The 12,990-nt window shown below is 50.0% G+C and carries 13 protein-coding genes; 8 read left to right on the forward strand and 5 right to left on the reverse strand.

Features of this window, described 5'->3' with window-relative positions:
- Position 1: 1 nt before the first annotated feature.
- The gene (locus tag C7452_RS02665; protein WP_115892138.1) at positions 2–499 is read right to left on the reverse strand and encodes a flavodoxin family protein; all 498 of its coding nucleotides are present in this window, start codon (positions 497–499) and stop codon (positions 2–4) included.
- Between the two features lie 80 nt (positions 500–579).
- Complete coding sequence (gene argC, locus C7452_RS02670) at positions 580–1,584, reverse strand: N-acetyl-gamma-glutamyl-phosphate reductase (RefSeq protein ID WP_115892139.1); 1,005 nt, start codon at positions 1,582–1,584, stop codon at positions 580–582.
- Positions 1,585–1,804: 220 nt separating this feature from the next.
- Between argC and C7452_RS02675 the strand changes: the two genes are divergently transcribed.
- The gene (locus tag C7452_RS02675) at positions 1,805–2,674 is read left to right on the forward strand and encodes a transglutaminase-like domain-containing protein (protein WP_245942798.1); all 870 of its coding nucleotides are present in this window, start codon (positions 1,805–1,807) and stop codon (positions 2,672–2,674) included.
- 66 nt (positions 2,675–2,740) lie between these two features.
- Here the strand turns inward: C7452_RS02675 and C7452_RS02680 are convergent, their stop codons facing one another.
- Positions 2,741–3,196, reverse strand: a complete 456-nt coding sequence (locus C7452_RS02680) for an adenylyltransferase/cytidyltransferase family protein (RefSeq protein ID WP_211305649.1) — start codon at positions 3,194–3,196, stop codon at positions 2,741–2,743.
- Positions 3,197–3,218: 22 nt separating this feature from the next.
- Positions 3,219–3,959, reverse strand: coding sequence for a 1-(5-phosphoribosyl)-5-[(5-phosphoribosylamino)methylideneamino]imidazole-4-carboxamide isomerase (gene hisA, locus C7452_RS02685; protein ID WP_115892141.1), 741 nt, complete (start codon positions 3,957–3,959; stop codon positions 3,219–3,221).
- Between the two features lie 126 nt (positions 3,960–4,085).
- Here hisA and C7452_RS02690 point away from each other — a divergent pair, with 126 nt between their 5' ends.
- Complete coding sequence (locus C7452_RS02690) at positions 4,086–4,667, forward strand: V4R domain-containing protein (protein WP_115892142.1); 582 nt, start codon at positions 4,086–4,088, stop codon at positions 4,665–4,667.
- Positions 4,668–4,742: 75 nt separating this feature from the next.
- Here the strand turns inward: C7452_RS02690 and C7452_RS02695 are convergent, their stop codons facing one another.
- Positions 4,743–5,654, reverse strand: a complete 912-nt coding sequence (locus tag C7452_RS02695) for a DMT family transporter (protein WP_245942800.1) — start codon at positions 5,652–5,654, stop codon at positions 4,743–4,745.
- Between the two features lie 188 nt (positions 5,655–5,842).
- On the opposite strand from C7452_RS02695, the gene truA reads away from it, so the two are divergent.
- From truA to C7452_RS02725, 6 genes are all read left to right on the forward strand, one after another.
- Positions 5,843–6,673, forward strand: a complete 831-nt coding sequence (truA, locus tag C7452_RS02700) for a tRNA pseudouridine(38-40) synthase TruA (protein WP_115892143.1) — start codon at positions 5,843–5,845, stop codon at positions 6,671–6,673.
- Between the two features lie 239 nt (positions 6,674–6,912).
- Positions 6,913–8,259, forward strand: a complete 1,347-nt coding sequence (locus C7452_RS02705) for a DUF460 domain-containing protein (RefSeq protein WP_245942804.1) — start codon at positions 6,913–6,915, stop codon at positions 8,257–8,259.
- 20 nt (positions 8,260–8,279) lie between these two features.
- Positions 8,280–9,596 (forward strand): non-hydrolyzing UDP-N-acetylglucosamine 2-epimerase, encoded by a 1,317-nt coding sequence (wecB, locus tag C7452_RS02710; RefSeq protein ID WP_115892144.1) that lies wholly within the window; start codon positions 8,280–8,282, stop codon positions 9,594–9,596.
- 1 nt (position 9,597) lies between these two features.
- Complete coding sequence (locus C7452_RS02715; RefSeq protein WP_115892145.1) at positions 9,598–10,893, forward strand: nucleotide sugar dehydrogenase; 1,296 nt, start codon at positions 9,598–9,600, stop codon at positions 10,891–10,893.
- Complete coding sequence (locus tag C7452_RS02720; protein ID WP_115892146.1) at positions 10,890–11,864, forward strand: ATP-grasp domain-containing protein; 975 nt, start codon at positions 10,890–10,892, stop codon at positions 11,862–11,864. Before C7452_RS02715 ends, C7452_RS02720 begins: the two co-directional genes overlap by 4 nt.
- Positions 11,865–11,937: 73 nt before the next feature.
- A complete protein-coding gene (locus C7452_RS02725) occupies positions 11,938–12,966 on the forward strand; it encodes a hydantoinase/oxoprolinase family protein (RefSeq protein WP_048175514.1) in 1,029 nt (342 codons plus the stop codon).
- Positions 12,967–12,990 lie beyond the last annotated feature (24 nt).

A 12,990-nucleotide genomic window follows, 5' to 3' on the forward strand; every position in this document is an offset into this window, starting at 1 on the left:
ATCACCTGGCTTCGTATATCTTCAGGTCCTTCTCATTGATTATTCTGAGGGTATCCTCCCTCACCTGGATGAGTTCTTTGCCCGCGGTTTTCTGGATGAAGAAATTTATGATCCTTCCTCCCCGTGCCCCTATCTTCTCTGCCATTCGCTCTATCGCACCCTCACCGCCCTGCCGGCTCATGGTGGTGAAAAGTATCACGTCCTTCCCAAGGAAATCCACCCTGTCTATGAGTGTTATTATTGCGGGGGCGGGTTTACCTGCCCAGGTGGGTGTTCCAAGGTATACAAGGTCGTAACCTGAGAGGTCGACCTTTTCGGGCTTGATGGGTGTCTTTGACTCTCGAAGTGCATCTATGGATGATCTGAAACTGCTCATGAATCCTTTTCTATCATCAAGGTCCCTGATCTCGATAAGATCAGCATCCAGTTCCTCTGCAAGGGTCCTTGCAACCATTGCAGTGTTCCCGCTGCGAGAATAATAAATTACACACGTTTTCATCATATCACTCAGCTTCGTCACCTAGGGATGGGATTTGATGGCATCATATATATTTCTGCCCATTTAATAACGGTGCTGTGCTATGGGTACATCCCGGGGAAATCAAGACCCTCGACCTCCCTGAACCCGAACATTATATTCATGTTCTGGATGGCCTGACCGGATGCGCCCTTCACAAGGTTGTCTATGGCTGATACTATAACAGCCCTCTGATTATCATCAACATCGAAGCATCCGATGTGGCAGAAGTTGGAGCCCCTGACTGCACTGAGCCCAGGGATACCCTCAACAACCCTTACAAAGGGTTCTCCATCATAGAATCCCCTGAATATGTCTGCGATTTCGCCCTGTTTCAGGTCCTCAAGGAGGAAGGTGTGGGCTGTTGTAAGGATGCCCCTTGTCACCGGGACGAGGTGGGGGGTGAAGCTGAGCCTCACAGGATTCAGCCTTGAGAGTTCCTGCCTTATCTCCGGTGTGTGCCTGTGGCCTGTTACATTGTAGGGGATTACATTATCACTGCAGTGAGGGTAATGGGTCAGGGCTGTTGGCTTAACACCCGCACCACTCACCCCGGTCTTCGAATCAATTATGAATGTGTCTGCAATCTTCTCATATACCAGTGGGAGACATGCGAGTATTGCACCCGTCGGGAAACAGCCAGGATTTGCCACAAGATCTGCGGAGGCTATCTCCTCCCTGTGTATCTCAGGAAGACCATAAACCGCGTCGAGGGGGCTTTCGTGTTCGATTCCATACCATTCCTCATAGGTTTCGGTGTCATCAAAGCGGTAGTCACCGCTGAGGTCCACCACCCTTATACCCCTTTCTATAAGCTGGGGGACGATCTTCATTGAGGCCCCGTGGGGGGTGGCTGTGAAGACAAGGTCCGCGTCTATTTCCCCGGCACCGACGTCCTCAAACTTCAGGTCAGTGTCCTGGAGGTGTGGATGCACCCTCGACACGGGGACACCACTGTACTGCCTCGATGTGGCTGAGACCACCTCCACCTCCCTGTGGTTCTCGAGGAGTCGCAGCAGTTCACCTCCAGTGTATCCACTGGCTCCGATAATACCCACACTTATCATCTTGATCACCTTAATTGACTTGACTGTGATAATTACTTTGGTGAACTGATTTAATAAGGTGTTATGGTTTAGATGCCTTAACTGATATGATAATCCAGTGCTGGCGGCCACCTCTAATCACCCTGTGACGGCGGTACGCCTCCCACCATATATGTCCATCACTGACCCAGTCCTGGCCACCAAAATTTATAAGTATTTCATGGACAACCTTTAACTGTCCATGGGGGATATCTTCCCCATGAATGGAGGCGGTAAAATTAAGCGTCACTCGATACTTGCATTACTGCTGCTTCTTGGAGTAGTGGTACTGCCTGCTGGAGATGTGAATGCAGCTGAATCAAATCTAACATCCAGTACAACCGGAAACACAAGTGCTGCATATACAAAGGCATCAGCATCGACCACAGTGAACTACACCTACCATGAATACGTCCCCTATAAGGTGCGGGTGAAGGTATCCTACCTTAAGCCCTACAGGGTGAAGGTTAAAAAGGCCACCAGGACCTACTACTACCGGAAGGGGAAATACAGGGTCCGTTACACCTATGCCTACACCTATGTGACCCGGTACAAAAAGACCTACCGGTGGGTTATCGAGACACGATACAGAAAGGTTACAAGGGTCGGATACGCTGAACTCTCTGATTATCTGAAGGAAACCGATAACTGCCAGGTTTCGGATGAGGAGATCTCTTCTCTGAGCAGTAACCTCACATCAGGCTGTAACTCAACCTATGATAAGGCGGTAAGGATATTTAACTGGGTCCGTGACAGCATAGACTACAGTTTCTACTACAATACACGTAAAGGCGCCGTTGGTACACTCCACAGTGGATCAGCAAATTGCTGCGACCATACACACCTTCTTGTTGCCCTTGCAAGGGCATCAGGTATACCTGCAAGGTACATCCATGGTAACTGTGTATTCAGGAGTGGTAACACCTATGGACACGTCTGGGGACAGCTGTACGTCAATGGAAGATGGTATGACGCCGATGCAACAAGTTTCTCAAATGCCCTGGGAACAGTGAATAACTGGGACAGGTCCAGTGCATTTATAAAGGGCGTTTACGCAGAGCTACCATTCTGATCTTCAAAAATAATTTATTTTTTTATTTTCCAGCTGAAAAATCGATGCACTATCTCTGCTTTACCATCAACAGTTTTTAAGTGAGTCCTCGTCGAATTCCATGCTGCGGATCCTTTTAATTATCTTGCAGGTGCTGTCAAGTTCGGAGTCTCTGTATTTCTCTATCCTCCTGACCTCACATCCAAGGCCCCTCCTCCTGAGCTCATCACGCAGCTCATCAACATCAAACTTCTGATCGGGGCCAATGGCGATGATGTCAGGTTTTATACGGTGCACTATCTCAAACATGTCGGTCTCACTGCCAAGGTAGGCCTCATCAACAGGCTTCAGCATCCTGACAACCTCAAGCCTCTGTTTCTCACCGACTATGGGGGTTCTCTTGCGGGCCCTGACTGTGGAGTCCCTTGCAAGGACAACCACCAGCCTGGTGTCCTTCCCACCAAGTTTCCTGGCCTCCTCAAGGAAGAACCCGTGTCCGGGGTGTATTATGTCAAAGGTGCCTGTTGCCATAACTGTCTTCATTTTATCATCCTGCTGAAGGTTTTCATTCAAGGTCCTGATATTTGAGGGCCTCGGTGAGGTCTATGAGGCCCCTGTAGATGGCTGATCCTATAACGACCCCCATTACACCGGTCCCCTGCAGCATCCTCAGGTCATTGAGGCTGCTAACACCCCCTGAGTAGATTACAGGTATCTCAACTGCCTCCACAAGTTCACTCACGGGTTTCAGGTCAAATCCTGAGAGAAGACCCTCGAAGTCCACGTTGGTAAAGAGTATGCTACCAGCTCCCCTCTCCTGGAATTTCCTGGCCATCTCCTCTGCTGTGAAGGGGACCTTCTCTGTCCATCCCCTTATAACAACCCGTGAGTCCCTGCTATCAAGTGAGACCATTATGCGTTCCGATCCGTATTCACCTGCAAGTTCCTCAACGATGGCAGGGTTTTCTATGGCCATGGTGCCCAGTATAACCCTCTCAAAGCCCATATCAAGGAGTTTCCCTGCATATTCTCTACTCCTTATACCTCCACCTATCTGGAGGGGCACTGAAACCCTCTCTGTGATCTCCTTCAGTATACCTGTATTCTTCTCAAGACCAAGGGCCCCATCAAGGTCCACGACATGGATTGTTTCAGCCCCCAGGGATTCCCACCTTCCGGCAACTCCGGCAGGATCATCAAGCACTACCTGCTCTGTCCCGGGTTTTCCCTGAACAAGCTGAACACATTTTCCATCCTTTATATCCACGGCCGGTATTATAAGCATTCTGTCCTTCTGAAAGCTCATTTTATCACTGCTGTCAATACTCTCCTGTTTGGGGGTTTCCTGATGAAGATATTTAAAAGTTCCTTTCCATCCCCTTGAAGATATTTAAGTATCCATGGATATAAATGGAAGGTAAAGGTGTGTGCCATGGAGAATATCGGGGCCATCATTGAGGAATACCGGAGAACCACAGACGATGAAATAATGAGTGAAAGAAATGGAATCGGTCCCAGAGAGCCCATTAAGGATAATATAGAACTTAAAGACATTTTTAGGCCGGAGAGAATGTTCTTCTCCCGATTTGAAGACGATGGGAGTTACGTCGCAAGCTTCCGCATGGGACACTTCAACATTCCTGATATAATTTCAGGTTCAGCAGCCGGTGTTTCCTACATCGGAGGCCTTAATCTTGGAAGGGCCCTCATATCTGAGGGTCTGGCTGGGGACATCCACTCACTCGCGGAGCTCATGCTTGACCAGAAACTGGGCATTCTTGATATCGTCTCTGAATGGGAGGATGATGGATACCTGAGGATGGATGTGAGGGTCTATGAGTGCATTGAATGCGCAGGCCTTCCAAATATAGGGCGCCCAATATGCTTCTTTGAGGCAGGTATAATTGCCGGTGCCCTCTCTGAGATACTTGGCTGTGATGTGGATGCATATGAGAGGCGCTGCTGGACCAATGGTTACTCCTTCTGCCAGTTTGATGTGAGGGCCAGGGTATAGAGATCAGATTCATTTCTCTTCACTTTTTTCAGGGGGCACTGATTTTATTACATTTCAGTTTTCCAGGACATAATCTTACTTACCGTTCCAGTAGAGTATGAAGACCCCTGTGAGCATCACAATCCCTGAAATTCCCTGCATGATCGAGAATGGCTCTCTGAGGATTATAAATGCGAATATTGCCCCGAAAAGGGATGATAATGGAAAGAGGGCTCCGACCATGGAAGCACCTATCTCCCTTATTGCGATGTAGATGAGTATGAAGGAGCAGCCAATGCTGAAGACTGAAACCCCGAGTGCATAGGGGAGCATTTCAAGGGGAAGTTCAGTGTTTATACCGAGAATAAGCATGATGATAAGGAGTACAAAGCCCCCAACAGAGCTTTTAACCCCGGATATAAATATAAGGTCCCTTTTTCTGCTTAAAAACTTGCTCAGGACGGTGTCAAGGCTCCAGAAGAACGCTGCCGCCATCACAAGAAAATTTCCGGTAACAGCAACGTTCTGTAGAATGGTACTGAAATCACCCTCAGTTAAGAGGTACACAGCACCCAGTATGATGAGGACTATCCCCATGAAATCCTTCAGCTGAAGGGTCTCCCTGAAGATTAGGTAGCCCAGTAAAATAATGAAGAGGACCTCAACGTTCAGTATGAGTGATGCGTTAACCGCTGTGGTATCCCCCAGTCCCGTGAGGAAGAGGAGAGGTGCTATCACAGTACTCAGGAGTGCTGTAAGAAGAAGAATCAGGTAATCATTTCTTTTTATTCTGGCCTCGCTTTCACCTTTTCTGTTTATGGCATTAAGGACATGCTCCCGCAGGGGGGTCTCCCTTATCAAGAAGAGGAATATCCCGGCAATTATGTAGGTGTAGGCCCCGATGGTCACGGGATGCATGCTGGAGAGCATTATCTTATCAAGTGTTGCAGAGATACCAAAGAAAATCGTTGCAGTTATAATACTGATATAACCCCACAGTCTGCGCATATATGCACCTTCCTCAGGATACCCACACATAGATATGGTGGTGGGTATATAGATATAAGTGATGACCCACTAAATAAAGGATTACCCGGCAGACCTTGAAGCTCACCGGGATAACTCAACATCTGAGAAATTTATATTACTTCTTCTAACTACAGGTTTCTCTTATCTCCACCACACCAGGTGATCCTATGAGGAAGATAGCTCTGAAGGTTGCATACATAGGTACAAATTATCACGGATTCCAGAGACAGCCAGACGTCCCAACGGTTGAGGGAAAACTCCTGGAGGCCCTGGAGGGGGCGGGTATCATTGAGGATCCAAAAAAGGCACGATTCCAGATAGCCGGCAGAACCGACAGGGGCGTCCATGCACTTGGAAATTTTGTGAGCTTTTTCACAGAGGAGGATATTCATGTGAACCAGATCAACGACCTCCTTCCCCGGGATATACGGGTTCTCGCGTGGGCATCGGTCATGTACCCCTTCAAGGTAAGGTACCCTCTGGAGAGGCACTACAGGTACATACTGCACAGGGAGGAGTCCATGGATACAGATTCAATGGCCGAGGCAGCAGCCCACTTCAGGGGGACCCATGACTTCAGCAACTTCTCAAGGAGGAGAGACAGGGACCCCGTGAGAAGGATAAATGATGTCAGGATATCCGAGGTCGGTGATTCCATCATCATCGATGTCTACGGTGAGAGTTTCCTCTGGCAGATGGTTCGTAAGATGGTCAGGGCTCTCTTAATGGTATCTGAAGGGGAGCTTGCTCCTGATGACATGGCCGGGCTCCTGGATACTGACCGGAGGGTGTTTCTGGAGCCCATGCCCCCCGAGAACCTCATCCTCATGGATCTCAAATATGGGGTTAAGATAAAACTCAGGCATGATGAATATGCGTTTAAACGGTTCATATCCCTGCTTGAAGAGGAATTCAGGTTGTACCGGGAGATGAGCCTGGTAAGGAGAGCTATGAGTGATCACCTGAGGGATCTGCAGGAACATGGGCTGACTGACTGATTAAGAAGCAGCCAGCACAGGTCTGCCACTTTGGCCATATATTCTCTGGATCCAGGGTGTTCATCCTCTATCATCCGGTGTGTTTCGTCCCTGTGGCTCCGTTACATCTGTGTCATCAGCCGGAGTGGTCAGCATCCCCATGAGGTGCCATGGAGTAGCTCGTTGAACCGGTGTCATCAGGGGCATACCCTGAATTCATCAAAAACTGTAAGTAATTTATTAAATATACAGTTACACTGATGGATACAGTTCTGGAGGATCATAATCTGCATAAGAGGAGAAAGTCAGGGGTGGAGATAAAGCCCCTCATGATAGCCGGTATTGACCCGGGTCACACAGTCGGCCTTGCCCTGGTTGACCTTGAGGGGAGACTCCTCCACCTTGGAAGCATGAAGGAGGCGGCAAGGTCCGATATAATTGAAAGGATAATCGAACACGGAAAACCTGTTATAGTGGCATCGGACGTCCACCCAGCCCCCAGCGCAGTGAAAAGGATAGCTTCAATGCTCAATGCAAGGCTCTACACACCTGAAAGGGTCATGACCATATCCTTCAAGAATGAACTGGTATCGGATTTCCTGAGGGAAACAGATTTCACACCTGAAAACTCACATGAAAGGGACGCCCTGGCAGCTGCCGTGAAGGCCTACAGGCATTATGAAATGAAACTGAAGCAGATAGAAAGAAAGACCAGCGAAACCGGTATGAGCCCCTCTGATACCCTGAGGGTCAAGGGCCTTGTGATAATGGGAAAACCCATCGCAGAGGCAATAAGGTCAGTGAAAGGGGAAGAAGAATCTGAAGCCATGGAAATTTCAGAAAAGGAGTCTCATGGCGACGAATATGATGTTGAGAAGCTCAGGAGGACCATCAGGGCCCAGCGGTCAAGGCTAAGAAACCAGGGATCAACCATTGAAAGGTTGAAGAGAGAGAAGAAGTCCCTCCTGGAGAAGATAAGAAAACTGGAGGATGAGAAGTCAAGGCTCGAGAAAAAACTTGAAAGGATCCAGTATGAGTATTCAAAGGATCTGCTTTTAAACAGAGAACTTTCCCACAAATTAAAGGTTATAGAGAAGCTTCAGAGGAAATACGCAGATGAAAAATCCCGCAGGGAGGCACTTGAAAGGGACCTTGACTCCCTCCTCCAGATAAGGGACATGGAGTCCTCCGGCGACACCACACCCATCAAGATCATAGAAACCTTCACAAGGGATGGAATACGGAGGGCCTGCTCCAGATGGAAAATAAAGACTGGAGACGTGCTGCTTCTCAGGAGCTCGGAAGGAGGTGGTTCACAGACCGCAAGAATACTCCTGGATCTGGGGCCAAGGGCAATAATAACTGAGGATAAGATGTCCCACCAGGCCCTTGAGGTATTTGAGGGGGCGGAGGTGCCCGTTATACCGGTCAGATCACTCCATATAAGGGTACATGATGATTTCGGGTCAGTTAAAACTCAAGATTTAAATAGAGAAATAAAAAAATGGAAACACAGATTAAATGAAAAAAGGAAGAAGGAAGAAGAAGAGGAGCTCCTCAAGGTAATAACCGAATACAGGGCTCAGCGAAGAAGGAATCATAAATGAGACTCTTTTAAGTGGTTAACATGAAGATTGCGATTATTTTAGGGACAAGGCCAGAGATAATCAAGATGGCTCCTGTTATAGATGAGATAAGGAAGCGTGGCATGGAATTCGTACTGATACACACCGGTCAGCACTATGACCATGAGATGTCTGATCAGTTCTTCATTGACCTTGAACTCCCGGCACCCCACCACAACATAGGTGTGGGCTCAGGGAGTCACGGGGCCATGACCGCCGAGATGCTCAGGGGTGTGGAGGAAGTGCTCTTAAGGGAGGAACCGGATATTGTAATGGTCCAGGGGGATACCAATGCCGTACTTGCAGGGGCACTGGCAGCGGTCAAACTCCACATACCCGTTGGACATGTTGAGGCCGGTTTGAGGTCCTTTGACAGGACCATGCCCGAGGAGATAAACAGGATGGTTGCAGATGTCTGCTCAAAACTCTACTACGTCCCAACAGAGGAGTCAGCCATCAACCTCCTCATGGAGGGCGTGGATCCAGAGATGATCCTTGTCACAGGAAACACTGTGGTGGACGCCTGCCTCAGGAACATTGAGATAGCATCAAGGAAATCGGACATCCTCTCAGAGTTCTCAGAGGATGACAGAATTGTCGCCCTGACGCTTCACCGGGCAGAGAACGTGGACAACCCCGAGAGGCTCAGATCAATAATAGACGCCATACTTGAACTTGAGGAATTCAGGATAGTCTTCCCGGTCCATCCAAGAACCAGGAAGAACCTTGAAAGATTTGGACTCTACAGCATGCTCCAGGATGCGGCCCACGTCACACTCATGAAACCAATGGGCTACCTTGACTTCCTTCTTCTTCTTTCAAATTCATTCATGGTACTCACAGATTCAGGGGGACTCCAGGAGGAGGCAATAACCTTCAACGTACCCTGCCTGACCCTCAGGTATAACACAGAACGCCCCGAGACAGTTGAGGCGGGGGGCAATATCCTTGTGGGCGCCGACAGGGAGATGATAACCGGGACGGCGAGGAGGCTCCTCGAGGACCCCGATTTCAGGAGGAGGATGATGGAGGCAGAGAACCCATACGGGGATGGCCATGCCTCAGAGAGGATAATTGAAGAAACCCTCCGTCTCCACAGGGAGGGTAAACTGGGAATGGAAGCCCCGGAGGAGGTTATGTCCATACCATCAAGGAGACTGATACACGTTGAGGAGGATGTAACCGTCTCGGACCTGGCTGAGAGGGAGGACGTATCTGTGAGGATGGTCTACTCTGCAGGCGAAATTCTCTTCCCGGCTTCTGACCTCAATCTCAGGGGACTGGATGTTCTCATAGAATCAGGGTCCAGGAGGAACTGATATGGATGATCAGAGGATAGCAGTATTTGGTCTTGGACACATAGGTCTTCCAACAGCGGCACTATTCGCAAGGGCCGGCTTTAAGGTCACAGGGGTTGACATAAACCCTGAAACAGTGGAGAAGGTTAACATAGGAAGGTCACCCGTCCTTGAACCGGGCCTTGATGAACTGGTGGCCGAGGTCGTTGGGACAGGTAATCTGGGGGCCACCATGGACGGTGAGAGGGCTGCAGCGGAATCAGAGGTCATGATAATTGTTGTGCCAACACCGGTCAACAGTGACAACACATCAGATCTATCTGCAGTCATATCTGCAGCTGAAACAATCTCCAGGGGCCTTAAAAGGGGGGACCTTGTGATAGTGGAGAGCACAGTACCCCCGGGGGCCTGTCAGAACGTGGTGCTCCCCATACTGGAGAAAACAGGTCTTAAGGTCTCAGAGGACTTTGGACTCGCCTACACCCCTGAGAGGGCACTACCCAACAACACCCTCCATGAAATGCAGAACAATGCAAGGGTAATAGGGGGTGCTGACCCTGAAAGCGCCCGGAGGGCCGCTGAACTCTACAGGAGGATGACATCCGGCGAGGTAATAGTCGTGGATGACCTCATGACAGCCGAGATGGTTAAACTGATGGAGAACACCTACAGGGACACCAACATAGCCCTTGCCAATGAGCTTGCGGTTATATGTGAGGCCCTTGGTATAGACGCCATAAACGCCATCGAGGCAGCAAACCACCATCCACGGGTGAACATACACACACCGGGTCCGGGTGTCGGCGGTCACTGCCTCTCAATAGACCCCTACTTCATAGTGGAGATGGCGGAGAGGAAGGGCGTGCCTGCAAGGCTAATAAGGACGGCCAGGGAGGTAAATGAGTCCATGCCCCTGCACGTCCTTGAAATCGTGAGGGAAACACTTGAATCCAGGGGTAAGAGCCTCGAGGGTTCAAATGTGGGGATTCTCGGGGTTGCCTACAAGGGTGATGTGGCTGATGCAAGGGAGACACCGACAAGGCCGCTGGTCGCAGCCCTTCTCTCTGAGGGAGCCAGGGTCCTGGTGAACGACCCCCATGTCAGCCCCGAAATCATAAGGGGGATGGGTGTTGAACCTGTTTCCCTTGAGGAGGCCCTCAACTCTGATTGCGTGGTCCTCATGACAGACCACACAGAGTACCTTGAAATAACACCCGAGATGATCCCGGGCGGGATATTCATATGCACCAGGCCCGTCATGGACCCTGAGAGGTTCAGGGCAAGGGGTATAACATTCAGGGGTGTGGGCCGTCCTTGAAGCTCCTTATCTTTGAATATGCCACCGCCTCAGGTATAGACGACCCTGAAATATTCCTTGAAGGACGATCAATGCTGGAGGCCCTCCTTGCAGATTTCAGAGACTTTGATGTTGAGTTCCTCCTCTCTGAGAGGTTTGCAGATATGGACATCGGGGCGGGCTTCAGACCCTCCATCATAGGTGATCTGGATGAATGGCTCCAGGAGAACCTTGAGGGATTCGATGCATGCATGTTCATCGCAGCAGAGGAGGGCATGGAGCTCTACAGGCTCACCCGCATCATTGAGAAATCAGGGGTGCTACTCCTTGGTTCATCAGGGGATGCCGTGAGGACATGTTCAGATAAGAGGCTGACATACAGGGCCCTTGATGGAAGGGTCCCCCTCATCGGGACCTATGAACCTGAAGAGATCGTTGATGTCCCTTCAAGGCTCATAGTGAAACCTGCCGACGGGGTCGCCTGTCAGGGTATAAGGATCATTGAACCAGGGGATGTGCCTGATTTATCAGGAGACCTGATCATACAGGACTTCATTGAGGGTGAGAGTGTGAGTGTGAGCCTCCTATCCGACGGTGAGAGGGCACTCCCCCTGAGCCTCAACAGGCAGGACATCATCATGGCTGGCAGTGAACTGGAATACAGTGGTGGTAGCGCACCGGTGGATCATGAGATGAGGGAGGATGCATTCACCGTCGCCAGGAGGGCCGTGGAGTCCATTCCAGGTTTAAGGGGATATGTCGGCGTTGACCTCATACTTGCAGATGAGCCCTACGTTGTTGAGATAAACTCCAGGATCACAACGCCATACATAGGGCTCAGGAGGGTTGCGGAGGCGAACCTTGGCCACCTCATACTCGAATCTGTCCTTGGAAGACTCCCTTCTGGTGTTAAATTCAATGGCACAGCATCCTTCAGGAAGGGCACGGATGGCATGATTGTGGAGGTCAATGAAGGTTTCAGGGGATACTGATCTGTACTGTTGATTCGCTGCATATAATTCTCTATCTACTCTACTTGATTCAGGATTATGGAGATGAAGTTTCATGAAGATTGCAGGATTTGATATTGGAGGAGCAAACACCGACATGGCCATAATAGACTTTGGCTCTGACGGAGACATGAAGGAGGTGAGGGTTGATTTCAGGTACCTCCCGATGTGGCTCAGAAAGGACGAACTTGCAGAGACACTCCTCGAGATGGTGGGCGATGACCTTCATGAACTTGAGGGTGTGGGTGTATGCATGACAGCTGAACTGGTGGACGCATACCCCAGCAAGGCTGCCGGTGTTGCCGATATAATTGACAGGGTGGAGGGGGCCTTCGATGTTCCAGTTGCATACGTGAGTCTCTCAGGGATGGTCGATGCATCCGAGGCCCTCGGAGACCCCATGAACATAGCGGCAGCCAACTGGGTTGCAACATCCCAGATAGCATCTGCAATGAGCAGTGACTGCATAATGGTTGATGTTGGAAGTACCACAACAGATATAATACCTGTAAAGGACGGCTTCGAGGCTGCAAGGGGTAGGAATGACCTTGAAAGGCTTTCAACAGGGGAACTGGTATACACAGGGACACTCCGGACCAACGTGGCCACCATAGTTGACAGGGTGCCCCTCCAGGATAAATGGTTCAGGGTTTCATCTGAACTCTTCGCAGTCACCGCAGACGTCCACAGGGTACTGGGTAACATCAGGGAATCAGATTACACATGCAGCACACCCGATGGGGCCGGGAAATCGGTGGAGGAGTGTATGCTGAGGATAGCCAGGGTTCTATGCGCTGACCTTGAACTCCTCAGTCCAGGCGATGTGCTTGACGTTGCAGAGTACATCTACCACCAGCAGATCCTCAAGATAGCCGAGGGCATAGCCGAGGTTTCAGAGCGTGAGGGCCTCGAGGAGGTTGTTACAACGGGTCTCGGGATGAAGATACTGGCAAAGAGGGCTGCAGAGGTCCTTGAACTGGAGTGCAGGACCATGGATGAATTCTTAACTGAGGAAGAGTGTGTGGTGGCACCTGCAGTGGGCACAGCACTCCTCATGGAGGACTATCTCCAGGCCCAGGGATGATGAAGACTTAAAATCTGAGACGAA

Source organism: Methanothermobacter defluvii (genome assembly GCF_003385755.1).
Lineage (GTDB): Archaea > Methanobacteriota > Methanobacteria > Methanobacteriales > Methanothermobacteraceae > Methanothermobacter > Methanothermobacter thermautotrophicus.

Bases quoted from the DNA above. Each gene is read 5' to 3' on its own strand.
- C7452_RS02665 (WP_115892138.1), bottom strand. From the start codon at position 499: ATGAAAACGTGTGTAATTTATTATTCTCGCAGCGGGAACACTGCAATG.
- argC (WP_115892139.1), bottom strand. From the start codon at position 1,584: ATGATAAGTGTGGGTATTATCGGAGCCAGTGGATACACTGGAGGTGAA.
- C7452_RS02675 (WP_245942798.1), top strand. From the start codon at position 1,805: ATGGGGGATATCTTCCCCATGAATGGAGGCGGTAAAATTAAGCGTCAC.
- C7452_RS02680 (WP_211305649.1), bottom strand. From the start codon at position 3,196: ATGAAGACAGTTATGGCAACAGGCACCTTTGACATAATACACCCCGGA.
- hisA (WP_115892141.1), bottom strand. From the start codon at position 3,959: ATGAGCTTTCAGAAGGACAGAATGCTTATAATACCGGCCGTGGATATA.
- C7452_RS02690 (WP_115892142.1), top strand. From the start codon at position 4,086: ATGGAGAATATCGGGGCCATCATTGAGGAATACCGGAGAACCACAGAC.
- C7452_RS02695 (WP_245942800.1), bottom strand. From the start codon at position 5,654: ATGCGCAGACTGTGGGGTTATATCAGTATTATAACTGCAACGATTTTC.
- truA (WP_115892143.1), top strand. From the start codon at position 5,843: ATGAGGAAGATAGCTCTGAAGGTTGCATACATAGGTACAAATTATCAC.
- C7452_RS02705 (WP_245942804.1), top strand. From the start codon at position 6,913: ATGGATACAGTTCTGGAGGATCATAATCTGCATAAGAGGAGAAAGTCA.
- wecB (WP_115892144.1), top strand. From the start codon at position 8,280: ATGAAGATTGCGATTATTTTAGGGACAAGGCCAGAGATAATCAAGATG.
- C7452_RS02715 (WP_115892145.1), top strand. From the start codon at position 9,598: ATGGATGATCAGAGGATAGCAGTATTTGGTCTTGGACACATAGGTCTT.
- C7452_RS02725 (WP_048175514.1), top strand. From the start codon at position 11,938: ATGAAGATTGCAGGATTTGATATTGGAGGAGCAAACACCGACATGGCC.